The 21,758-nt window shown below is 50.1% G+C and carries 19 protein-coding genes and 2 pseudogenes; 17 read left to right on the forward strand and 4 right to left on the reverse strand.

The genetic code is table 11. From position 1 onward, the window contains the following. Positions 1-4: 4 nt before the first annotated feature. Both BN3656_RS10390 and BN3656_RS10395 read right to left on the reverse strand, forming a co-directional pair. A complete protein-coding gene (locus BN3656_RS10390; protein ID WP_066547620.1) occupies positions 5-937 on the reverse strand; it encodes a sugar ABC transporter permease in 933 nt (310 codons plus the stop codon). Then, complete coding sequence (locus BN3656_RS10395; protein ID WP_066547621.1) at positions 927-1,988, reverse strand: ABC transporter ATP-binding protein; 1,062 nt, start codon at positions 1,986-1,988, stop codon at positions 927-929. The genes BN3656_RS10390 and BN3656_RS10395 overlap by 11 nt, the downstream gene beginning before the upstream one ends. A gap of 261 nt (positions 1,989-2,249) precedes the next feature. On the opposite strand from BN3656_RS10395, the gene BN3656_RS10400 reads away from it, so the two are divergent. The 5 genes from BN3656_RS10400 (at position 2,250) to BN3656_RS10420 (ending at position 8,664) form a co-directional block, all read left to right on the forward strand. Beyond that, on the forward strand, positions 2,250-3,029 hold the full coding sequence (locus BN3656_RS10400) for a DeoR/GlpR family DNA-binding transcription regulator (protein WP_066547622.1): 780 nt from the start codon (positions 2,250-2,252) through the stop codon (positions 3,027-3,029). A 136-nt stretch (positions 3,030-3,165) separates the two neighbouring features. Beyond that, positions 3,166-4,485, forward strand: a complete 1,320-nt coding sequence (locus tag BN3656_RS10405; RefSeq protein WP_066547625.1) for an aspartate kinase — start codon at positions 3,166-3,168, stop codon at positions 4,483-4,485. Between the two features lie 136 nt (positions 4,486-4,621). Further along, complete coding sequence (locus tag BN3656_RS10410) at positions 4,622-5,920, forward strand: NAD(P)/FAD-dependent oxidoreductase (protein WP_066547627.1); 1,299 nt, start codon at positions 4,622-4,624, stop codon at positions 5,918-5,920. 15 nt (positions 5,921-5,935) lie between these two features. Further along, entirely contained in the window at positions 5,936-6,649 is a 714-nt protein-coding gene (gene cmk, locus BN3656_RS10415; RefSeq protein WP_066547630.1) for a (d)CMP kinase, read from the forward strand. Further along, complete coding sequence (locus BN3656_RS10420; RefSeq protein ID WP_066547632.1) at positions 6,646-8,664, forward strand: bifunctional 4-hydroxy-3-methylbut-2-enyl diphosphate reductase/30S ribosomal protein S1; 2,019 nt, start codon at positions 6,646-6,648, stop codon at positions 8,662-8,664. The genes cmk and BN3656_RS10420 overlap by 4 nt, the downstream gene beginning before the upstream one ends. A gap of 107 nt (positions 8,665-8,771) precedes the next feature. On the opposite strand, the gene BN3656_RS10425 is transcribed toward BN3656_RS10420, so the two are convergent. Next, the gene (locus BN3656_RS10425) at positions 8,772-10,133 is read right to left on the reverse strand and encodes an ATP-binding protein (protein ID WP_066547643.1); all 1,362 of its coding nucleotides are present in this window, start codon (positions 10,131-10,133) and stop codon (positions 8,772-8,774) included. Beyond that, the gene (locus BN3656_RS10430; protein WP_066547648.1) at positions 10,130-10,870 is read right to left on the reverse strand and encodes a LytTR family DNA-binding domain-containing protein; all 741 of its coding nucleotides are present in this window, start codon (positions 10,868-10,870) and stop codon (positions 10,130-10,132) included. The genes BN3656_RS10425 and BN3656_RS10430 overlap by 4 nt, the downstream gene beginning before the upstream one ends. A gap of 223 nt (positions 10,871-11,093) precedes the next feature. Between BN3656_RS10430 and BN3656_RS10435 the strand changes: the two genes are divergently transcribed. The 12 genes and pseudogenes from BN3656_RS10435 (at position 11,094) to BN3656_RS10485 (ending at position 21,754) form a co-directional block, all read left to right on the forward strand. Then, on the forward strand, positions 11,094-11,312 hold the full coding sequence (locus BN3656_RS10435) for a small, acid-soluble spore protein, alpha/beta type (RefSeq protein ID WP_066547651.1): 219 nt from the start codon (positions 11,094-11,096) through the stop codon (positions 11,310-11,312). A 78-nt stretch (positions 11,313-11,390) separates the two neighbouring features. Next, a complete protein-coding gene (locus tag BN3656_RS10440; protein ID WP_066547654.1) occupies positions 11,391-12,467 on the forward strand; it encodes a cobalt-precorrin 5A hydrolase in 1,077 nt (358 codons plus the stop codon). 79 nt (positions 12,468-12,546) lie between these two features. Continuing rightward, positions 12,547-13,731, forward strand: a complete 1,185-nt coding sequence (gene cbiD, locus BN3656_RS10445) for a cobalt-precorrin-5B (C(1))-methyltransferase CbiD (RefSeq protein WP_066547657.1) — start codon at positions 12,547-12,549, stop codon at positions 13,729-13,731. A 22-nt stretch (positions 13,732-13,753) separates the two neighbouring features. Further along, positions 13,754-14,500 (forward strand): annotated as a pseudogene (gene cobM / locus BN3656_RS17110) (precorrin-4 C(11)-methyltransferase); the annotation flags it as partial. Positions 14,501-14,599: 99 nt separating this feature from the next. Next, a pseudogene (gene cobJ / locus BN3656_RS17115) lies at positions 14,600-15,334 on the forward strand (precorrin-3B C(17)-methyltransferase); the annotation flags it as partial. 4 nt (positions 15,335-15,338) lie between these two features. Further along, the gene (cobK, locus tag BN3656_RS10455; protein WP_066550718.1) at positions 15,339-16,160 is read left to right on the forward strand and encodes a precorrin-6A reductase; all 822 of its coding nucleotides are present in this window, start codon (positions 15,339-15,341) and stop codon (positions 16,158-16,160) included. Next, on the forward strand, positions 16,157-17,473 hold the full coding sequence (locus BN3656_RS10460) for a bifunctional cobalt-precorrin-7 (C(5))-methyltransferase/cobalt-precorrin-6B (C(15))-methyltransferase (RefSeq protein WP_066547662.1): 1,317 nt from the start codon (positions 16,157-16,159) through the stop codon (positions 17,471-17,473). Before cobK ends, BN3656_RS10460 begins: the two co-directional genes overlap by 4 nt. Then, entirely contained in the window at positions 17,458-18,852 is a 1,395-nt protein-coding gene (locus BN3656_RS10465) for a cobyrinate a,c-diamide synthase (protein ID WP_066547664.1), read from the forward strand. Before BN3656_RS10460 ends, BN3656_RS10465 begins: the two co-directional genes overlap by 16 nt. Beyond that, a complete protein-coding gene (cobT, locus tag BN3656_RS10470; protein ID WP_347460978.1) occupies positions 18,849-19,946 on the forward strand; it encodes a nicotinate-nucleotide--dimethylbenzimidazole phosphoribosyltransferase in 1,098 nt (365 codons plus the stop codon). Before BN3656_RS10465 ends, cobT begins: the two co-directional genes overlap by 4 nt. Continuing rightward, positions 19,943-20,482 (forward strand): bifunctional adenosylcobinamide kinase/adenosylcobinamide-phosphate guanylyltransferase, encoded by a 540-nt coding sequence (locus tag BN3656_RS10475; RefSeq protein ID WP_066547666.1) that lies wholly within the window; start codon positions 19,943-19,945, stop codon positions 20,480-20,482. The genes cobT and BN3656_RS10475 overlap by 4 nt, the downstream gene beginning before the upstream one ends. Further along, entirely contained in the window at positions 20,479-21,285 is an 807-nt protein-coding gene (locus BN3656_RS10480; protein WP_066547668.1) for an adenosylcobinamide-GDP ribazoletransferase, read from the forward strand. Before BN3656_RS10475 ends, BN3656_RS10480 begins: the two co-directional genes overlap by 4 nt. Before the next feature lie 4 nt (positions 21,286-21,289). Beyond that, on the forward strand, positions 21,290-21,754 hold the full coding sequence (locus tag BN3656_RS10485; RefSeq protein WP_066547671.1) for a bifunctional adenosylcobinamide kinase/adenosylcobinamide-phosphate guanylyltransferase: 465 nt from the start codon (positions 21,290-21,292) through the stop codon (positions 21,752-21,754). The last annotated feature ends 4 nt before the right edge of the window (positions 21,755-21,758 follow it).

Here is a 21,758-nt window from a genome sequence, read left to right on the forward strand (position 1 = left end):
TTTCTTATACATAGTGAACGAATTTTTTCGATACCCATTTCTGCAGGGCAGTCAGCGCCAGTATAATGATGAAAAAGATAATAGCGGCGGCTGATGCGTAGTGCACCTGAGAACGGTTGAAAAACATATCGTAGATATAGTAAACAATGGTAATGGCACTGTTTCCGGGGCCGGCCCCGTTTCCTCCGAACATGGAGTAAACTTCATTGTAGGTCTTAAAGGCGTGAATGACCGATACAATGGTTACCATCCAGAAGGTAGAGGATAAAAGAGGCATGGTGATTCGGAAAAACACACGGGAAGGCGGAGTTTCGTCCATGCGTGCCGCCTGATAATACTGAGGATCGATCTTTTGAAGTCCTGCCAGAAACAGAACGATCTTAAAGGCCATTCCGTTCCAGATCGTAAAGATCGTGACGGAAATGGTAGTCAGATTGGGATCTGTAAGCCATTTCTGAGGCGGGAGGCCAAAAAAGCTTAAAACATGGTTGATGTAGCCATAGTCTGAGTGGAACAGCCACCGGAACACCAGGCCGATGGCAATGGTGGAGGTTACATAGGGAAGGAAGTAGATCGTCTGAAACAGCCCTTTTCCTTTGCCCAGAGAGTTGATAAACAGGGCGCTTCCCAGCGACAGGGCGATCGTAATAGGAACGCCGATAAAGGTGATGATCAGTGTGTTGCGTACCGCAGACCGAAAGGCTGGATCCTTTAACACATAGCGAAAAGAAGCAAGACCAAAGCCTTTTCCTACATCGGTCAGATAGACATAGCTTTCATAAAAGCCCATCCGCAGGGTCATTATAATAGGGAAAAATACAAATACAGCTAAAATAAGAGCTGCAGGAAGCAGATAAAAGTAAGCCTTCAGGCTGTATTCTGTATTTCCCAGCGGATTTTCAGGACGGGGCTTTCTGCAAAAACCTTTAACTTTCATAGGCTACCTCTGCATCGATCCGAGTTTCGTTTGCTTCATTAAACAGGTACAAAAGATCCTTGCGCTTTAAAGAGAGTTCGACCGTATCGCCGGTGCGGACCCGGTCTGTAATGCTTAAGAGCGCCTTGCCTTTTGCGCCTGTCAGGGTAAAACCGGCCAGTACATCACGGCCTCTCTGTTCCAAGGTTTCAATTGTTACCCGTATTCCCGGTCCAGGCTCCCAGGCTTCCGGACGGATTCCTGTAAGTACGGTTCCGCTGGCGGTTGTGCGGATGGGAAGTGCATAGCTTTCTGAGAGGATCAGGCGTCCGTCTTTTATGGGAAAATGGAAAAAGTCAATGGGAGGATTTCCCATAAAGGATGCCACGAAACGGTTTACAGGCTGTAAGTACATATCAATGGGAGCACACTGCTGCTGGATGATGCCCTTTTTCATCAGTACGATCTCGTCGGTGATGCTCATGGCTTCCTCCTGGTCATGGGTAACGAAAATAGTGGTAACTCCCGTTTCCAGCTGGATGCGGCGGATTTCCTCCCGCATTTCCAGTCTGAGGCGCGCGTCCAGATTGGAGAGAGGTTCATCTAAAAGAAGGATGTCCGGTTCTTTAATTAAAGCCCGTGCGATGGCAACCCTCTGCTGCTGGCCTCCTGAGAGCTGTCCCGGCTTTCTGGACAAAAGCTCCTCTACCTGCACTAGCTTTGCCATCTGCTGCGTTTTTTGCTGGATGAGCTCTCTGTTTTCCTTGCGGTTTACCAGAGGAAAGGCGATATTCTGCGCAACTGTCATGTGGGGATAAAGGGCATAATTCTGAAAAACAAGGCCGATTCCTCTTTTTTCCGGAGGAAGCTCTGTCACATCCCGGTCTCCGAAAAAGATCCTTCCGGAGGTGGGTTTTAATAAACCGGAGATGAGGTAAAGAAGGGTAGATTTGCCGCAGCCGCTGGGGCCTAAAAGTCCGGTGAGTTTTCCGTCTGAGATTGAAAAACTGCCGGTGTCAACGGCCTTTGTCCCGGAGAAATCCTTGACCAGGTCTACAAGTCGCAGTTCCATTTTGTACTCCTCTCTGTTTGAAAAATGGTAAAATGTTGTATAAAAATATTGTAATTCTTATCATACTCATTGTCAATATTGCAAAATAAAATTGATAAAATGATAAAATGCTATCAAAAAATATGAAAAAATGTTATATTTATGATGGATTGAATCATTATAGCAGAGGGAATTAAATGTTTTGATCATTTTATATCAGCAGCATAAAAATTTTTCAGTATAATACAAAAAAATACAGATTAGAAAAAGGAGGAAAACAGGATGAGCGGCAGGAAAACAGACCGGCTGGACCGGATGAGAAAAATGCTGATGACGGAAAACGGGATTACCATCAGGGAGTTTGCAGGGAAGCTGGATGTGTCGGAGATTACCGTCCGAAGGGATTTAAAGCTCCTGGAAAAACTGGGCTGTCTGCGGCTGGTAAACGGAGTCGCCATATATCATGCGGCAGAAAAAACGGCTCTGTACCCGGAGTACAATTTAAATGATGAGTGCCTGGTATTTCCGCAGAAAAAGGAGAGGATTGGAAGACGGGCGGCTTCTCTTATTGAAGCAAATGACGTAGTTGCCATTGACAGCGGATCTACGGCCGCCTATCTTGCCAGGGCTCTGCCCTATGATATCCATATGACGGTCCTGGCTTCCAGTTTTAATGTTCTTCTGGACTTAAATGACCATTACAACTGCGATATCATCTGTTCCGGCGGTTATCTTTATTCCAATACAAAGACCTTTTACTGTCCGGAGGGAATTTCCATGATAAACCGAACATGCATCAATAAGACCTTCATTACGGCAGCCGGCATCAGTGAAAAGATGAATGTTACCTGCATTGCCCCCCATGAGATGGATTTAAAGAGAGCCCTGATGGAAAGCGGACAGACAAAAATACTTCTGGCGGATTCTTCCAAGTTTGGAAGGATTTTTCCAACAGCCTTTTCTCATCTGAAGGATTTTGACAGTATCATTACAGATGACGAGCTTTCTGATGAGTGGAGAAGCCTTATTGAGTCACAGGGGATCCACTTGTACTGCGAATAAAAAGTCTTTATCACACGGACAAATGTGCTCAGTACACAAAGTTTCTGAGTAAAAACTATTGACTTTTTTATAGAAGTGGGATATCATTTCCAGAAAGCATTACCTTCGAAAATGTGGCAAGAGGAGATCTACGATTATGAAGAAAGTGTCTAAATTCGGCGGCAGTTCACTGGCCAGTGCAAAGCAGTTTAAAAAGGTGGGAGATATCATCCGGGCAGATAAGTCAAGGAGGTATGTGGTTCCCTCCGCACCGGGAAAACGCAATGACAAGGACGAAAAGGTAACGGATATGCTCTATGCATGCTATGATGCAGCATCTGAGGGGCGTTCCTATAAAAAGATCCTGGAGAAAATCCGAGGCCGGTATGAGGAGATTATCGAGGGCCTGGATTTAAACCTGAATCTGGACCATGAGTTTGCAAAACTGGAGGAGAATTTTCTTGCCGGGGCAGGCAGGGATTATGCTGCTTCCAGAGGAGAGTATTTAAACGGTATTGTGATAGCAAATTATCTGGGATATGAATTTATTGACGCTGCAGAGGTGATTTTCTTTGATGAGCAGGGAAACTTTGAGGCAGATCTGACCGATAAAGAGCTTTCTGAGCGTCTGTCCCATGTGGAACGGGCTGTGGTTCCGGGCTTTTACGGTTCCCGTCCGGATGGGAGCATAAAGACCTTTTCCAGAGGCGGTTCCGATGTGACGGGCTCCATTGTGGCAAAAGCGGTTCATGCAGATCTGTATGAGAACTGGACGGATGTATCCGGCTTTCTGGTGGCAGACCCAAGGATTGTAGAGGATCCGGAGGTAATCGAGACCATTACATACAGAGAACTCCGGGAGCTTTCCTATATGGGAGCAAGCGTTCTTCATGAGGATGCGATCTTCCCTGTAAGAAAAGAGGGGATCCCCATTAATATCCGCAATACCAACCGTCCGGAGGATAAGGGAACGCTGATCGTAGAAACGACCTGCCGCAAGCCGCGCCACACGATCACAGGCGTAGCGGGAAAGAAGGGCTTCTGCGCCATCAACATTGAAAAGGCCATGATGAATACAGAGGTGGGCTTTGGGAGAAAGGTCTTAAGCGTGTTTGAAAAGTCAGGTATTTCTTTTGAGCATATGCCTTCCGGTATCGATACGATGACAATTTTTGTTCATCAGTCTGAGTTTGAGGATCATGAGCAGTCTGTGATCGCAGGAATCCACCGGGCTGTTGAGCCGGATGTGGTGGAGCTGGAATCCGATCTGGCTCTGATCGCTGTGGTTGGAAGAGGCATGCGCTCTAATCGCGGGACAGCAGGCCGTGTGTTCTCCGCCCTGGCTCATGCAAGAGTGAATGTAAAGATGATCGATCAGGGTTCCAGTGAGTGGAATATTATCATCGGCGTTAAGAATGATGACTTTGAGAAAGCAATTCGGGCCATCTATGATATTTTTGTACTGGCAGATCTGTAGGGATCGGCCGGGAGTTATACAGTGAAAACAGCCCGGGCGGGATTTTTTGGCCTGGGCCGTTTTATTTGATGGAAAAATGTGGTATACTTACGTTCAACACAGAATATATGCCGCGGCAGAGAACAAGAGAGGATTCATGAATAAAGAAAAGCATATTATCATCGCAGGCGGAGGTGCGGCAGGAATGATTGCCGCAGTAGCCGCTGCAAGAGAGGGCTGTAAAGTCAGCCTGTATGAAAAAAATGAAAAGCTGGGAAAGAAGCTGTTTATTACAGGAAAGGGACGTTGCAATGTGACAAATGCCTGTGATATGGAAGAACTTTTTGGAGCCGTTGTGACAAACCGCAAGTTTTTGTTCAGCAGCTTTTACGGCTTTACCAATGAGGACGTGATGGAGCTGTTTGAGGAGGCGGGGCTGCCTCTTAAAATCGAGCGCGGAAACCGTGTGTTCCCCTGCTCCGATCATTCTTCCGATGTGATTGCCGCTCTGGAGCGGATGATGCGCCAGGCAGGTGTAAAGGTATACTTAAGGCAGGAGATTAAGGGGCTGGCAGTGCGAAGCGAAGAGGATACGGATACCGGAGCGGTCCGGCAGGTCTGTTGCGGGATCTGTCTGGAAGGGCCGGACGGAAAGGAAAAAGAGGTGCCGGCGGATCGTGTGATCCTGGCTACGGGAGGTGTTTCCTACCCGTCTACCGGATCCACAGGGGACGGACATGCATGGGCTAAAATGCTGGGCCATAAAGTGACGGATCTTCTTCCGGCCCTGGTTCCCTTTGAAGCGGCGGAGAAAGAGGAGGTAAAGGCTCTTCAGGGGCTTTCTCTTAAAAATATTGAAATTGCTGTCTATAACGGGAAAAAGGAGCTTTACCGGGAATTTGGCGAGATGCTGTTTACGCATTTCGGAGTCAGCGGCCCCGTGATCTTAAGCGCCAGCTCCTTCTGTGCAAAGGCGGTGTCAAAGGGGGCCTTAAAGCTGGTTATCGATTTAAAACCGGCTCTTTCAGGAGAACAGCTGGATGAGCGTATCCTGAGGGATTTTGCAGAAGCGAAAAACAGGCAGTTTAAAAACAGCTTAAGTCATCTTTATCCTGCAAAGCTGATTCCGGAGATTATCCGCCGCAGCGGTATTGACCCGGATAAGCAGGTCAATGAGATCACCAGACAGGAACGGCGCAGGCTGGTGGAAGCTACAAAGGGACTTACCTTTACGCTCACCGGTCTTCGTCCGTTTAAGGAGGCTATTATTACCCAGGGAGGCATCAGCGTGAAGGAGACGGATCCTTCCACCATGGAGTCAAAACGGGTAAAGGGTCTGTATTTTGCAGGAGAGCTTCTGGATCTTGACGCAGTAACCGGAGGTTTTAATCTGCAGATTGCCTGGTCTACGGGCTGGCAGGCGGGAAAGGCTGCGGCTAAGGACACAACCCTATAATAACAGGAGGAAACAATGGAACACTTTAATATTGCAATTGACGGACCTGCGGGAGCAGGAAAAAGTACCATCGCAAAGCTGGCTGCAAAACGCCTGGGTTTTGTATACGTTGACACCGGGGCCATGTACCGCACCATAGCGCTGCATATTTTAAGAGAAGGCATCGATCCTCAGGATGAGGCGGCAGTCAGCGCAGCCTGCAGAAATGTAAATGTAACGATCGCCTATAAAGACGGCGTCCAGCAGGTTCTTTTAAATGGGGAAAATGTTTCCGGCCTGATCCGCGCCGAGGAGGTGGGAAAGACGGCTTCCGCCACCTCTGGCTATCTTCCTGTGAGAGAAAAGCTGGTGGAGCTTCAAAAGGAGCTTGCAAAGCGGGAAAATGTTGTTATGGACGGAAGGGATATCGGAACCTGTGTGCTTCCCGATGCTCCGGCTAAGATTTATCTGACTGCATCTGTAAAGGTACGGGCCGAGAGACGTTATAAGGAGCTGACAGAGAAGGGCATTGACGCTGATTTAAGGGAGATTGAGCGGGATATCGAAAGCCGGGATTATCAGGATATGCACAGAGAGCATTCTCCGCTTATGCAGGCAGAGGATGCGGTTTTGCTTGACAGCTCAGATATGACTCTGGATGAGGTGGTACGGGCTATCTTTGTTATTGCGGCAGAGAAGGGCTGCAGCGCAGCTGTCAGTGCTCTTGGAAATAAGGGGGAGGACAGATGAATGCGCAGGTAAAAGGGGCTGCTTCTTTTGAAATTCCGGAGGGCCGTACGGTCACCGTGGCAAAGACGGCCGGGTTTTGCTTTGGTGTAGAGCGGGCGGTAAATCAGGTATATGAACAGATTAAGGCAGTGAAAGAGGGAAAGGCAGAAGGCCCCATTTATACCTACGGTCCCATTATCCACAATGAAGAAGTGGTACGGGACTTAGAGGAAAAGGGCGTAACCGTTCTGGACACAGAGGAGGATTTAAAAGCTCTTCCTGAGGGAAAGGGGACAGTTATTATCCGTTCCCACGGCGTCAGCCGCCATATCTATGATATTTTAAAAGAGCGCGGGATCCGGATCGCAGACGCCACCTGTCCCTTTGTAAAGAAGATCCACCGCATTGTAGATGAGCATGCGGCGGCTGGGGATGCGGTTGTTATCATAGGAAGTCCTTTTCATCCGGAGGTGGAGGGTATAAGAGGCTGGGGCAATACATACACCACAGTGATTGAGAATGAGGCGGAAGCGCAAAATTATGTGGTTCCGGAGGGGAAAAAGCTGTGCGTAGTGTCTCAGACGACATTTAATTACAACAAATTTCAAGATTTAGTTGAAAAAATTTTAAAAAAGGGTTATGATAGTAGTGTTTTAAATACGATTTGCAATGCAACACAGGAAAGACAAGTGGAGGCAGCGAAGATCGCCTCTCGGGTGGACGCCATGATCGTTATTGGCGGCAGGCATTCTTCCAACACCCAGAAGCTTTACGAAATCTGTCTCAAGGAATGTAAGAACACCTTTTACATTCAGACACTCGGCGATTTAGATCCTGACAGTGTATCTTCTGTGCGCAGCGTAGGTATTACAGCTGGGGCATCCACCCCAAAAAAGATTATTGAGGAGGTTCATACCAGAATGGCAGAGCAGAGTTTTGCAGAGTTATTAAAGGAAGAGGAAGAATCAACCAAACCAATACGTACAGGAGAGATAGTCACCGGTCAGGTCATCGAAGTGAGCAAAGATGAGATTATTCTGAGCATCGCGGGCAACAAGTCCGAGGGCGTTATCACCCGCGACGAGTACAGCAACGATAACAGTGTGGATCTGACTACAAAAGTACAGATTGGTGAAGAGATGGAAGCTAAGGTTATCAAGTTAAATGACGGCGTAGGCATGGTTTCCTTATCTTTCAAGCGTATGGCAGCCGACAGAGGCAACAAGCGTCTGGAGGAGGCATTTGAAAATCAGGAGGTTTTAACTTCCAAGGTTACTCAGGTATTAGACGGCGGATTAAGCGTTGAGGTTGAGGGCGCAAGAGTATTTATTCCAGCCAGCCTTGTATCTGATACTTATGAGAAGGATCTGTCCAAGTACGCAGATCAGGACATCCAGTTCGTGATCACAGAGTTTAATCCAAAGAGAAGACGTATCATCGGCGACAGAAAGCAGCTTTTAGTTGCTGAGAAGGCAAAGCTGAAGGAAGAGTTATTTGCACGTATCCAGCCAGGTGATAAGGTTGAGGGTACTGTAAAGAACGTAACAGACTTTGGTGCATTTATCGATCTGGGCGGCGCTGACGGCCTGCTTCACATCTCTGAGATGAGCTGGGGCCGTGTAGAGAATCCTAAGAAGGTATTCAAGTCCGGTGATCGGGTAACTGTTCTGATCAAGGATATCCAGGGCGAGAAGATCGCATTAAGCTTAAAGTTCCCGGAGGCAAATCCATGGGCACAGGCTGCTGAGAAGTATGCAGCAGGCAATGTGGTAACAGGCCGCGTAGCACGTATGACTGATTTTGGCGCATTCGTTGAGTTAGAGCCAGGCGTAGACGCGCTGCTTCATGTTTCCCAAATTTCCAGAGAGCATATCGAGAAGCCATCTGATGTATTAAAGATCGGACAGGAGATTGAGGCTAAGGTCGTTGATTTCAACGAGGACGATCACAAGATCAGCTTAAGCGTAAAGGCTCTCCTTGCAGCTCCTCAGAATGAGGATGTTGCTGATGTAGACATCGATTCCTATTCCAACTAACAGCCAATAAGGCATGAAATAATAAGGCCCTGCGGATTTTCCGCGGGGCCTTGTTGTAGTATGGTGCGCCTAGCGGCGTATGCACAGCAGAAAATTTTCGATGTATTTTAAGGTGCTGCGCGGTCCATGGATGGATTTAAAAAAACAGAAGCCTCAAAAATGCCGTTTCCATGGCTGAAATTGAGAAAGCCGTGATACCGCTCTGTGAGGTAGCGCACCGAAGAGGTGCCAATGCCGATCCCGTCCCGCTTGGAGGAGATAAACTGGCCGTCCTGTTCTTTTATTTCATGGGAATAGGAGTTGCGGATGGACAGGGTGATCATGGACTGGCCTACAGAGTTTATAGTGACTGAGATAGCCGGTATTCCTCCCTCCTGTCTCAGACAGGCCTCCAGGGCATTGGAGAGCAGGTTTCCCAAGATGGTGCAAAAGTCCATGTCCGGCATAGGGAGAGCAGCAGGAAGGCACACATTGGCAGTTACATTGACCGAGTGTTCTCTGGCTGTCTGGAGATAATAATTTAACAGTGCATTGACCGGAGCGTTGGAGCAGTAGGTATATGTATCGCAGCTTTCCTGGCTGCCCAGGTAGCTTTCCAGATAATCGGATGCAGCCGTGTACTCCTTCTGTCCCAACAGCCCTTTTAGGATCGCCAGATGGTGGCGGAAATCATGCCGTGCCTTTAACAGCTGCTCTAAGTTGATCTGAAGATTGGCCGTTTGGGAGGTCAGAGCATCGGACACTACCTTCATGGTTCGGTATTCCTCCTTCAGAGCAAAGCTCTGAGTGATGAGAAAGAGGATCTGCAGGGTAGTGATGTGCACGGTATATACACAGATCAGCCAGAAAAGGGTAATGAGGAGAACATTGTAGTTATAATCATCAGGGCGAAGCTCCGGCATATAGATAAGCCCCATATCCATATAGTACATGAGAAAGAAAAAGGCGGGGATCAAAAGCATTCTTCTCCATACCGGAAGAAAACGGGTATAATAAACAGCCTGTCTCAGCCGTGTTCCAATGACGGCTGTGATGATGAGGACTGCGGCGGGAATCAGAAGCAGTTCCAGAGAACGGACACAGGCGGTATGCGGGATAGAGGGATTGTGAGAGGTGATTAAAACGGTGAGAAAGCGGGACAGCAGGGAAGCGGAGTCGGAAACATTTTTAAAGAGGAAGAGCGTATAGGCAGCTGCCTGTATTTTTACCTTTGTAAGAAGGAGGCATAAAGACAGTGAAAATGCCATAAGAAGCAGAGACCAGATCAGGCCGTGTCTGGAAAAGCCGGGAAGCAGGCGCAGGAAAAAAAGAAACAGCCCACAGATGATAAACAGATATCCGAAAAGGATACCTGCGATTCTGTGGGCATCATAACGCCATTCTAAACGAAAGATCCATAAAAATGGAAGGATCACTGAGAGAGGATCCAACACCAGCAGTGCGGAAAGCTGAAGATTTAAAAGGTTCATTCAATACCTCCATTTATCTTCCGGAATTGATAATCCGCATATTGCTGATGAATCTGGAGCCTGAGGCTTCTGGTAATAGGCAGATGTTCACCGGACGTAAGGACAAAAGAGGTTTTTTCCAGACGAACCACCTTGTCCAGGTTAATGATACAGTTGCGATAGCAGCTGATAAACTGTGGGTAACACAGCAAAAGTTTCGAAAAGTCCTCAAACCGCATATAGGTCTTTACGATCCGGTCAGCCAGATGGATCTGTATGTAGTGATTAAAGTAATCGGTGTATAAAATTGTATCAATGGGAATTTTTACCATGACCCGGCTTTCCTTTACCTCAATATAATGGGAAGAGCGCTTCGTCTTCATGGAAAGGTAATAATCCATGGTCTGAGAAAAATCCGCTGTGGAAATGGGCTTTACCAGATAGTCCAGTGCCTTTAAAGAATAGCTTTTTAATGCAAAGTCCGGGCTTACTGTGGTAAAGATAATGGTACAACCGGTATCTTCACGGCGGATGTGTTCTGCCAGACGGATGCCGGATGCTGTGTCGGAATCTTTGTCCAGAAAGATATCAATGAAGATTAAATCAAAAACGCCGGATTTCCATGATCTGAGAAAATCCGCCGCACGAGTGAAAGTCGATACCTGTAAGGCCAGAGAACAGGCAGAGCAGTAAGCGCCAAGGAGCTGCGATAAATGACAGCTATCCTGAGCGCAGTCATCAACGATTGCAATATTCAAAGTAACCCCTTCTTCCGGCTGCTATGGCCGGCCGCTTTCTGAATTGCGGTGAAAAAAATTTTCGCTTTTCATTATGAAACGATATATTTTCTTCACTTTCAGTATAATATACAAAAGTTCAAAAAGCAAGAAAAATCGGAATATATTGTAAAAATATGGATAGACTTTTCCTTAATGAATCCCTTTTGTCTATAGATAAAGGGAAGGAAAGGAGTTTGGCAGCATGGAGAAAAGCACGCATAAAAAAAACTTTGACCCGGAGCATATGAGCCCGCAGGAGCAGCTGAAATTTGAAATTGCACAGGAGCTGGGACTGGATGCGAAGGTGTTGGAACAAGGCTGGCGGAGCCTGACATCCAAGGAAAGCGGACGCATCGGAGGAATGATGACAAAGCGCAGACGCCAGATGAAGGAAGCTGCAGGCAAGGAAAAGGATAGTTGAAAGAAGGGGCTTCATCCGCTATACTTAGGATGAGATCTAGGCGAAGGCGGCGGCCGGAGAAAGGACAGGAGATAGAGGATGAAGCTTGCAGTTATCTGTTTTACAAAGAAGGGCGCTTTGATCGGTAGGCGCCTGTATACATATTTTAAAGCACAGGGAGTGAACTGTGAGGCCTGTGTGCCGGAGCGGTTTTTAGAGCAGGACTGGAAGGCAGATGGGATGAAGAGCCGGGGAAAGGAAAACCTGACCCAGTGGAGCGGCCGGCAGTTTTCGGAGAAAAATGCTATGATCTTTATAGGCGCTGCGGGGATTGCCGTACGGGCGGCGGCTCCGTGGATCCGGGACAAGTTTGCGGATCCTCCGGTAATTGTGATCGATGAAACGGCCCGATTTGTGATCCCTCTGTTATCCGGTCATGTGGGAGGAGCCAATGAGCTGGCCTGTGAGCTGGCAGCATTTCTTGGCGCAGTGCCGGTGATCACTACGGCTACGGACCGAAACGGACTCTTTGCAGTGGATCTCTTTGCGGCAGGAAACGGGCTGGTTTTGACGGACCGGAAGATGGCAAGAGAAATTTCTGCCCGGATCCTGGAGGGGAAAACCGTTGGGTTTATAAGCGATTTCCCCACAGATGGAGTACCGGAGGGCTGTGCGCCTTACTGGCAGGAGTATACCATCTGGATTACCATAAAAGACCGGCTGCCAAAGGAAATGCCTCAGGGGATCAAGGTGCTGCGTCTGGTACCGCGGGCAGTGACGTTAGGCGTTGGCTGCCGAAAGGGGATTCCTTTTCCGGTTCTGAAAGAACGGGTAGATGCATGCCTGAAGGAGGCGAAAATTGCACCTGAGGCGGTAAAGAGGCTGGCTTCCGTTGACCGGAAAAAGGAGGAGCCGGCGATTTTACAGCTGGCAAAGGAGCGGGGACTGGAGCTTTGCTTTTATACCGCAGAGGAACTGGCTCTGGTGCAGGGAGATTTTAAAGAATCAGAATTTGTGAGAGAGACGGTAGGGATCGGAAATGTATGCGAACGGGCGGCCTGCGCTGGTGGCGGAAGGCTGATTTTGAAAAAAAGGACGGGAGAGGGAACGGCCGTGGCAGCCGCGTGTAAGGCTTTAGATGTGATTTTGTGTGAAAAGGGATTTGGAGAACGGTAGTGCTAGGCCGTATTTTTTCATTGTGCAATGAAATGCCATATGGTATACTTTTTGGCAGAATGAAAAAAACGGGTGAACGATGGAACAGATTTTTACATACAGAAACCAGAAAAAATTAAGGTGGGGCTATACCACAGGGACCTGTGCGGCGGCGGCTTCTCTAGCCGCTGTTCTCATGCTGCTCGGGAGGAAGGAAACGGAACTGGTAAGCCTTACAACGCCAAAAGGGGTCCGTCTGGAGCTGGAGATTGAGGATATTCAGATGGGGGAAAACTGGGTTTCCTGTGCGGTGCGCAAGGATGGAGGGGATGATCCGGATGTGACGAACGGAATGCTTGTGTACTCCCGTGCAGAATATGGAACAGGAAGCGCAGAGGGAGAGCCGGAGAATGGATATGTGTTTGAGCGGGAAGGCGTTCGGATTGAGCTTATGGCAGGAGAAGGCGTAGGCGTTGTTACAAAGCCGGGACTTAACTGTCCGGTGGGAAAGCCTGCCATCAATCCGGTTCCCAGATCCATGATTTTTCATCAGGCAGAAAGAGCCTGCCGGGAATCCGGTTTTCAGGGGTGTATTAAGCTTTCTGTCTCGGTTCCGGGCGGAAAAGAGCAGGCAGAGAAAACCTTTAATCCCAGACTGGGGATTTTGGGAGGTATTTCCATTTTGGGCACCAGCGGGATGGTAGAACCCATGAGTGAGAGGGCCCTCCTTGAAACCATAGGGCTGGAGCTGCGGCAGAAACGGCTGGCAGGCTGTGAACGCCTGATTCTTACGCCGGGCAATTACGGGACTGCATTTTTAAGAGATCACCTGGGGATTGAGCTGGATCAGGCGGTCAAGTGCAGCAATTTTATCGGAGATACCCTGGATCTGGCGGTTCAGGAAAAGCTGCGCCAGGTTCTTTTGGTGGGACATGGAGGAAAACTCATTAAGCTTGCAGCCGGGGTGATGAATACCCATTCCTCCGCGGCAGACGGACGTATGGAAGTGCTTGGAGCCTGGGGGGGAGCATTGGGCGCGTCTTCCGAGCGGATCTGCCGGATCCTGGAGGCAGTGACGGTGGAACAGGCCCTTTTTGTTTTGGACGAAACGCCGGGACTTTTGGAAGCGGTGATGTCCAGGGTGATGGAACGAGTGGAATTTCATCTGAAAAAGAGAGCCGGAGAACGCCTTCAGGCAGAGTGCATCATATTTACCAACGAACGGGGAATACTGGGAATGACATCGGGGGCAGAGGCGCTTTTAAAGGAATTTGAGACAGAATAATATTTGAATGAAAGGATGCAGTATGGTACATATTGTTGGAGCAGGCCCAGGGGCCACAGACCTGATCACCGTGAGAGGAGCCAGACTTTTAAAGGAAGCGGATGTGATCATTTATGCAGGTTCCCTTGTAAATAAGGAACTGCTGGAGCTGGCAAAAGAAGGAGCTGAAGTTTACGACAGCGCCCGCATGACCTTAGAAGAGGTGATGGCGGTGATAAAAAGGGCCTGGAAGGAAAAAAAGGAGATCCTGCGCCTTCATACAGGGGATCCCTGCATCTATGGGGCGATCAGAGAGCAGATGGACGCCATGGATAAGGAGAAAATCCCCTATGAAATCTGCCCCGGCGTTAGTTCCTTCTGCGGAGCAGCATCCTCTTTGGGGATGGAATATACGCTTCCGGGGATTTCCCAGAGCGTGATCATCACCCGGATGGCGGGAAGAACGCCGGTGCCGGATCGGGAAAGCATTGCTTCCTTTGCGGCCCACCAGACATCTATGGTTCTGTTTTTAAGCGCAGGGATGCTAAGGGAACTGTCTGCAGAGCTGATAAAGGGAGGATATCCGGCAGATACGCCTGCTGCCATTGTGTATAAGGCTACCTGGCCGGAGGAAAAGATCGTGCGCTGTGAGGTGAAGAATCTGGCAGAGGCGGCAGAAGCTGAAGGTATTACAAAGACAGCGCTGATCATCGTAGGAGAGGCAGTCGGACAGAAGGACTATGAGCGGTCTAAGCTGTATGATCCGTGCTTTGAAACAGAGTACCGGAAGGCGCAGAACCCGGAGATGGGAGAGGCCTGCGGGAAGGCGGAAGATGAAAAAACAGGGGATTTAAGGCAAAAGGAAGGCAGAACAGGCCGCTTATATGTGGTGGGGATCGGCCCCGGCTCTGCAAAAGGGATGACAGGAGAGGCCAGGCAGGCTCTGGAGCGATGCCAGGTGATTGCCGGATATACTGTATATGCAGACCTGGTGCGGGATGAATTTCCCCAAAAGGAGTATCTGACCACTCCCATGACAAGAGAAGAGGAGCGCTGCCGCATGGCAATCGCCTGCTGCCTTGAGGGAAAGGATACAGCGATGATCTGCAGCGGAGACGGCGGTGTATACGGCATGGCAGGTCTTTTGCTTGAGCTGGCAGAGGAAACGCCTCAGGTGGAAATCTGTGTAGTGCCGGGAGTGACGGCTGCCTGCTCCGGTGCAGCTGCCCTGGGAGCGCCTCTGATGCATGACTTTGCCGTCATCAGCTTAAGCGACCGGCTGACCCCTATTGAAACCATCTGGGAGCGGGTTGAGAAGGCAGCCGCCGCAGATTTTGTGATCTGCCTTTATAATCCCCGCAGCAAGGGGCGGCCGGATTATCTGCGCCAGGCCTGTGAGCGGATTTTAAAATACCGTTCTCCTCAGACGATCTGCGGCCTGGCAAAGCGCATCGGACGGGAAGGAGAAGAAACGGAGATCCTGACCTTAAAAGAGCTTATGGAGGCAGAGGCGGATATGTTTACCACCGTTTATATCGGCAATTCTTCCACAAAACAGATCGGCGGACACATGGTAACGCCCAGAGGCTATGAACGAAAATATTTCTCTGGAAAGGACGCATGAGGAGATGGGTAAAAACAGGAAACTGATCCTCTTTGCAGGAACTACTGAGGGAAGGATTCTGGCAGGAAAACTGGCAGAAGAAGGAATTTCGGGAGTCGTGTGCGCTGCGACGGAATATGGAAAAGAGCTTCTTAAGGAAGAAATGGAACGGGTGTGTTCATTAAGGAACAGGGATGGAACAGGGGTAAAAGACAGCCTGAAAATCAGGGCCGGCCGGCTGGATGAGGAAGAAATGGAAGCGCTGATCAGGAGAGAGAATGCTTCCCTTGTCATTGATGCCACTCATCCGTATGCAGATCAGGCCACAGCGAATATCCGCAAAGCCTGCAGTCATGTTCCGAATGTGAAGCTTCTCCGGTGTCTCAGAGAAGAAGGGGAATCGGAAGCTGCCGCCCCTGTTCGTGAGATGGCTTCGGTTAAAGAGGCAGTCTCCTGGCTGTCCGGGCAGGAGGGAAATATCCTTCTTACCACAGGAAGCAAGGATCTGGAGGCTTTTTCACAGATCCCGGATTTCAGGAAAAGGGTCTATGTCCGCGTCCTGCCTTTGGAGGATTCCATCCGCGGCTGCAGGATGCAGGGGTATGAGGGCCGCCATATTATCGCCATGCAGGGTCCGTTTTCTGCGGAAATGAACCGGGCCCATCTGAGAGAATATAACTGCCGTTTTCTGGTTACAAAGGATGGAGGAAAGACGGGCGGCTTTGAAGAAAAATTAAAAGGCGCCCAGGAAGCGGGAGCAGAGGTTTTGGTGATCCGGCGCCCTTTCGATCAGGGGATAAGCCTGGAAGCGGTTATAAGAGAAGTAAAGGAGTGGAAAAACTCATGAGAGAGGATGAAACATACAGACAGGAACGTCCTGTGGTCTATCTGATCGGCATTGGAATGGGCGGTGAGGATCAGCTTACCGGGCAGGCCATTGACCGCCTGGAGGGAGCAGAGGCTGTCATGGGAGCAGGCAGGATGTTAGGTTCCGTAGAGCCGTATATACAGGGGAAGCCGGTGCTTACAGCCTATAAGCCCAGCGAGATGGTTCAGTGGCTTGGTTCCTTTTCATGGACGGAGGCCGCTCTGGTGCTTTCCGGCGACACGGGCTTTTACAGCGGGGCAGAGGCTGCTTCCAAGGCCTTTATACGGGAAGGCTGGGATGTGGAATATATTCCGGGAATTTCCAGTCTTTCCTATTTCTGCGCCAGAATCGGCCGAAGCTGGCAGGATGTATATCCGGTAAGCAGCCATGGACGGGAGTGCGATATTCCGGCCTGGGTGAGAAACCATAAAACCTGCTTTGTCCTCCTGGGAGGAGAAGGGGGGCTTTCAGAGCTTTGCCGCAGCCTTGTGAGCAGCGGTCTGGGTCATGTGGATCTTTGGGCAGGAGAAAAACTCTCATATAGAGAGGAACGGATCCTCTGGAAACGGAAACCGGCAGAAATCCTCATGGAGGAAGAAGTACATCCCTTTGGCAGCCTGGCCTGTGCGATCGTGGAAAATCCTCATGCAGTGGAAGCACGGATCTATCCTGAACTTCATCCCAGGGATTCTGATTTTATCCGGGGCAAGACGCCCATGACAAAGGAAAGCGTACGGCGTCTGTCATTAGAAACGCTTCGTATTGGCGCAGATGCGGTCTGTTTTGATATCGGTGCTGGAACGGGTTCTGTTTCTGTAGAAATGGGACTGGCCATCCGGAGGCAGTGCGGAGAAGGCCGGGTATATGCTATTGAGCGGGAGCCGGGTGCACTGGAGCTGATTGACGCTAACAGGAGAAAATTTCACGGTGACTGGTCCGGGTTTCATATCGTAGCCGGGGAAGCTCCTGAGGCCCTTCAGGGATTGGAGACGCCTACCCATGCGTTTATCGGCGGGAGCGGGGGACGCATGAAGGAGATGATAGAGGTGCTTTTGCAGATGAATCCAAAGGTGCGGATCGTGGCAAACGCAATTTCTCTGGAAACGGTGACGGAAATTTTGGAATGTATGAAAAAGTATGGCTTTAAAGAAGGAGAGATTCTTCAGATTCAGGCATCTGCAGTGGAGCAGGTGGGAAGCTACCATATGCCAAAGGCTCAGAATCCTGTGTATATTGCGGTGATGCAGCATCCGGCAGAGGATGGGGAGGAGCTTCAGTGGCAGGATTTATGATAACAGCAGCCTCCAGCGGCAGCGGGAAAACCATGATTACCTGCGGGATTTTGGAGCTTTTTAAAAGAAAGGGCTTAAATCCCCTGGCCTGCAAATGCGGACCGGATTATATTGACGGACTGTTTCACAAACAGGTGCTAGAGCTGGAAGGAATGAACCTGGACAGCTATTTTGAGGCTCCGGAGGAACTTCGGGATAAATACAGCCGTCTGTCTAAAGGCCATCTGCCGGTGGTGGAAGGGGTCATGGGATATTTTGACGGCCTTGGAGGAAGCACCACAAGAGCCAGCTCCTGGGAGGTGGCTCACATACTGGATCTTCCGGCAGTGCTGGTGGTTGATGCCAGAGGAGCCAGCGTATCGCTGGCTGCACTTATAAAGGGCTTTCTGGAGTTTGAACGATCCATGGGAAGCCAGATAAAGGCTGTGATCTTTAACAGAATGTCCCCTATGCTCTATCCAAGGATCCGGGAGTTGGTGGAACGGGAAACCGGCATCCGGGCAGCCGGTTTTGTGCCGGAGCTGGATTTTCTCAAGGTGGGAAGCCGTCATCTGGGACTGGTGCTGCCAGAGGAAATTGCCGGATTAAGAGAGCAGATGAACCGCCTTGGAAAATGTCTGGAGGAAATGATAGACTGGGAATTTCTGGCAGAACTGGGAGCAGAAAAAGAAGAAAGGGATGCTTTAGAGGAAGAAAACACAGAAGCTTCCTGTACAGCGGCTTTCAGCTTCCGTCTGGGAATTGCCATGGACGAGGCATTCTGCTTTTATTATCAGGATAATCTGCGGCTTTTAGAGCGTCTGGGAGGAGAACTGGTATACTTTAGCCCCATTCATGACAGGAGCCTTCCCGAACAGCTGGACGGCCTGATCTTAGGAGGCGGGTATCCGGAGCTTTACTGCGAGGCGCTTTCGCTGAATGAGTCCATGCGGGAAGCTGTGAAAAAGGCGGCAGAAGGGGGGCTTCCTGTTCTGGGAGAGTGCGGAGGATATCTGTATCTTTTGGAGGAGCTGGAGGCGGAAGATGGACGGATCTGGCCCATGACAGGCGTTTTGAAGGGAAAAGGATATAAAAAGGGGAAAAATAGCCGTTTTGGCTACATTGGAGTGGAAGCGGAAAAAGACAGCCTGTATTTAAAGCCGGGAGAACAGATCAGGGGTCATGAATTTCATTACTGGGATTGCGAGGTTTTGGAAGAAGAATGGGTAATGAGAGCAAAAAAGCCGGTAGGAAACAGAAGCTGGCCCTGTATACGCATAAAGAATCAGGTGATGGCCGGTTTTCCTCATTTATTTTACCCCTCCTGCCCGGCTTTTGCCGTCCGTTTTGCCAAAGCCTGTGTAAGATACAAACGGAAAAGAGATGAGGCAGAAGAATGATACAAAATACAGAAGGAAAAATGACGCTAAAAAAAGCGCTGCAGCAGATACGTCCGGTAAGCAGTGAGACAAAGAAGGCGGCCCGGCTTCGCTGGGACCAGGTGGCAAAGCCCTTAAACAGCTTGGGGATCCTGGAAGAGGATCTGGTACGCATTGCCGGGGCTCAGAACAGCGAGGCGGTCTGTCTGGATCAGAAGTGGATTGCCGTCATGTGCGCAGACAACGGCATTGTGGAGGAAGGCGTTACCCAGACCGGACAGGAGGTAACAGCCGTAGTAGCGGCAAATATGGCAAGAGGGGCCTCCTGCGTCTGTTTGATGGCTGCGAAAGCAGGGGCAAAGGTACTTCCTGTGGATGTGGGAATTGCCTCAGATATGGAAGGAACGGGGATTTTAAACCGGAAAATACGCTATGGAACCCGGAATTTCCTGAAAGAGCCTGCCATGACGCGGGAGGAAACGGTAAAAGCCATGGAAACAGGGATGGAAGCGGCAGGGATTCTAAAAGAAAAGGGCTGCCGGCTGGCAGGCTGCGGTGAAATGGGAATTGGAAATACAACTACGTCCAGCGCTGTCCTTTCTGTCCTTTTGGGAAAGGAGCCGGAAGAGGTGACTGGCCGGGGGGCAGGACTTTCGGATGAGGCGCTGAACCGGAAAATCCGTGTCATTCGTGAGGGAATCATGCTTTGCCATCCGGATCCGGAGGACGCTATCGACGTGCTTTCCAAGGTTGGCGGCCTTGATCTGGCTGCTCTGGCCGGTTTTTATATCGGCTGTGCCTGTTATCGGATCCCGGTGGTGCTGGACGGATTGATTACGGCTGCGGCTGCTCTGGCGGCTGTGAAGCTTTCTCCGACGGTAAGGGATTATCTGCTGGCTTCTCACGTATCCGCAGAGCCTGCGGGAGCTATGGCCTTAGAGGCGCTGAGCTTAAAGGCTGCGATCCACGGAGAAATGTGTCTGGGAGAGGGAACGGGAGCCGTGGCGCTGTTTCCCCTTCTTGACATGGCTGCAGCTGTGTACGGACAGATGGAGTCATTTGAGGAAATCCATGTGGAGCAGTACCGCCGTTTTGGAAAGGAAGAGGAAGAATGATCCTGATCACAGGGGGCAGCGGCAGCGGAAAATCCGAATATGGGGAATATAGGGTGATGGAGGAGCAGATGCCCCTTCGCTTCTATGTGGCCTGCATGGAGGTTTACGGGGAAGAGGGGCGCAGGAAGGTAGAACGCCACAGGGCTCTCAGAGCCGGAAAAGGCTTTGTGACCCTTGAAAGGCCCAGAGGCCTGTCCGGACTAAGCTTAAAAGGAGAAGGAAAAAAGGCTGTCATTTTAGAGTGCGTGTCCAATCTGGTTGCCAACGCCATGTTTGAAAAGGAGGGCATACAGCCGGATACAGAGGAACTGGCAGAAGGGCTCTTTGACGATATTCTTTATCTGGATTCCCAGGCTGATTTTCTGGCGGTTATCACAAATGAGGTGGGAGCAGATGGGGAGGACTATACGCCGGAAACCATGGAGTATATCCGCCTTATGGGGCGGCTTAACTGCCTGCTGGCTGAAAGGGCCAGTGAAGTAGTTGAGGTGGTTTATGGGATTCCGGTTGTCCTGAAAGGAGAGAAGGGAAAATGAAGCTTCTGTATTCCTGTATCATAGCAATTTCCATGTATTCCAGGATTCCTATGCCCCAGATCCAATGGACGAAGGAGCGGATGAAGCATGCATTATGCTTTTTTCCTCTAGTGGGTCTGATCCAGGGCCTGTTTCTGGCGCTGTGGCTGTGGCTGGCAGAGGAGGTCTTTCGTTTGTCTCCTGCTATGACCGGCCTGTGGGCGGCGGCTCTTCCTGTGCTTATCACGGGAGGGATTCATATGGACGGCTTTCTGGATACCATGGACGGAGTGTGCTCCTATGGGGATCGGGAAAAAAAGCTGGAAATTTTAAAGGACCCCCATCTGGGGGCTTTTGCGGTTATCTATACGTTTGCATATATGCTCCTTTATGCCGGAGCCTCCTGTGAATTTGCAGCAAGGGCAGAGGGAAGCGCACGGCTGCTCCCTGTGCTTTTTATGACCATGGAGCGGGCCTTCAGCGGCCTGTCGGTGCTTTCCTTTCCTTCTGCCAAAAAAGACGGCCTGGCAGCCTCTTTTGCACAGGCTGCAGAGAAGAAAACAGACCGTATGGGAATGATGCTGTGGCCGTTAGCCACAGGTGCAGTGTCCTGGCTTTTGGGAGGTTTAAGCTGGCTTTTGGCAGCAGCCGTATTTTTTGTACTGCTTTTGATCCTGTTTGTCTGGTTTTACCGGTGGAGCAAAAAGCAGTTTGGAGGGATTACGGGAGATCTGGCCGGGTTTTACCTTCAGGCAGGAGAGCTGGTCTGTCTGATCGCAGCACTGGTTCTCGCCGGCTGGGTTTCAAATAATGTGGGAGGATGAGAAAATGATCCTGATTACAGGAGGACGGGCTCAGGGAAAACGGGCCTTTTGGGAGAAAAACATAGCTTCTGGGGAAGGAGAACCATCAGAAATCTCAGGACTCTGGATCCGAGGGGGGCAGACCAGTTTTGATGAGTGTTTGGACAGCCCCTATGTCTGCGAATTCCATCTTTTTATCCGCAGGCTGCTGTTGGGAGAGCCTTCTTTAAATGCACCCGACTGGGTGTACGGCACTATGGAAAAACGAAACGGCTGCCGGCTGCCGGATCGGGAGGCGTTGACGGAACGTCTTTTTAAAGCCTGTCCCGGCCGTGTTCTGGTAACAGATGAGATCGGCCTTGGCATTGTACCCTTAGATCCCTTTGAAAGGGAATACAGGGAGGAAACCGGGCGGATCTGCTGTCTTTTGGCTGCCCGGTCTGAGCAGGTATGGCGCGTGGCCTGCGGCCTGGGACAGAGGCTGAAATAACGAT

The sequence above is a fragment of the Clostridium sp. AT4 genome, assembly GCF_001517625.2.
In the GTDB taxonomy this organism is placed as follows: Bacteria; Bacillota; Clostridia; order Lachnospirales; family Lachnospiraceae; genus Enterocloster.

Excerpts from the sequence above, each read along its gene's own strand:
- BN3656_RS10390 (WP_066547620.1), bottom strand. The coding sequence starts at position 937 with ATGAAAGTTAAAGGTTTTTGCAGAAAGCCCCGTCCTGAAAATCCGCTG.
- BN3656_RS10395 (WP_066547621.1), bottom strand. The coding sequence starts at position 1,988 with ATGGAACTGCGACTTGTAGACCTGGTCAAGGATTTCTCCGGGACAAAG.
- BN3656_RS10400 (WP_066547622.1), top strand. The coding sequence starts at position 2,250 with ATGAGCGGCAGGAAAACAGACCGGCTGGACCGGATGAGAAAAATGCTG.
- BN3656_RS10405 (WP_066547625.1), top strand. The coding sequence starts at position 3,166 with ATGAAGAAAGTGTCTAAATTCGGCGGCAGTTCACTGGCCAGTGCAAAG.
- BN3656_RS10410 (WP_066547627.1), top strand. The coding sequence starts at position 4,622 with ATGAATAAAGAAAAGCATATTATCATCGCAGGCGGAGGTGCGGCAGGA.
- cmk (WP_066547630.1), top strand. The coding sequence starts at position 5,936 with ATGGAACACTTTAATATTGCAATTGACGGACCTGCGGGAGCAGGAAAA.
- BN3656_RS10420 (WP_066547632.1), top strand. The coding sequence starts at position 6,646 with ATGAATGCGCAGGTAAAAGGGGCTGCTTCTTTTGAAATTCCGGAGGGC.
- BN3656_RS10425 (WP_066547643.1), bottom strand. The coding sequence starts at position 10,133 with ATGAACCTTTTAAATCTTCAGCTTTCCGCACTGCTGGTGTTGGATCCT.
- BN3656_RS10435 (WP_066547651.1), top strand. The coding sequence starts at position 11,094 with ATGGAGAAAAGCACGCATAAAAAAAACTTTGACCCGGAGCATATGAGC.
- BN3656_RS10440 (WP_066547654.1), top strand. The coding sequence starts at position 11,391 with ATGAAGCTTGCAGTTATCTGTTTTACAAAGAAGGGCGCTTTGATCGGT.
- cbiD (WP_066547657.1), top strand. The coding sequence starts at position 12,547 with ATGGAACAGATTTTTACATACAGAAACCAGAAAAAATTAAGGTGGGGC.
- cobK (WP_066550718.1), top strand. The coding sequence starts at position 15,339 with ATGGGTAAAAACAGGAAACTGATCCTCTTTGCAGGAACTACTGAGGGA.
- BN3656_RS10460 (WP_066547662.1), top strand. The coding sequence starts at position 16,157 with ATGAGAGAGGATGAAACATACAGACAGGAACGTCCTGTGGTCTATCTG.
- cobT (WP_347460978.1), top strand. The coding sequence starts at position 18,849 with ATGATACAAAATACAGAAGGAAAAATGACGCTAAAAAAAGCGCTGCAG.
- BN3656_RS10475 (WP_066547666.1), top strand. The coding sequence starts at position 19,943 with ATGATCCTGATCACAGGGGGCAGCGGCAGCGGAAAATCCGAATATGGG.
- BN3656_RS10480 (WP_066547668.1), top strand. The coding sequence starts at position 20,479 with ATGAAGCTTCTGTATTCCTGTATCATAGCAATTTCCATGTATTCCAGG.
- BN3656_RS10485 (WP_066547671.1), top strand. The coding sequence starts at position 21,290 with ATGATCCTGATTACAGGAGGACGGGCTCAGGGAAAACGGGCCTTTTGG.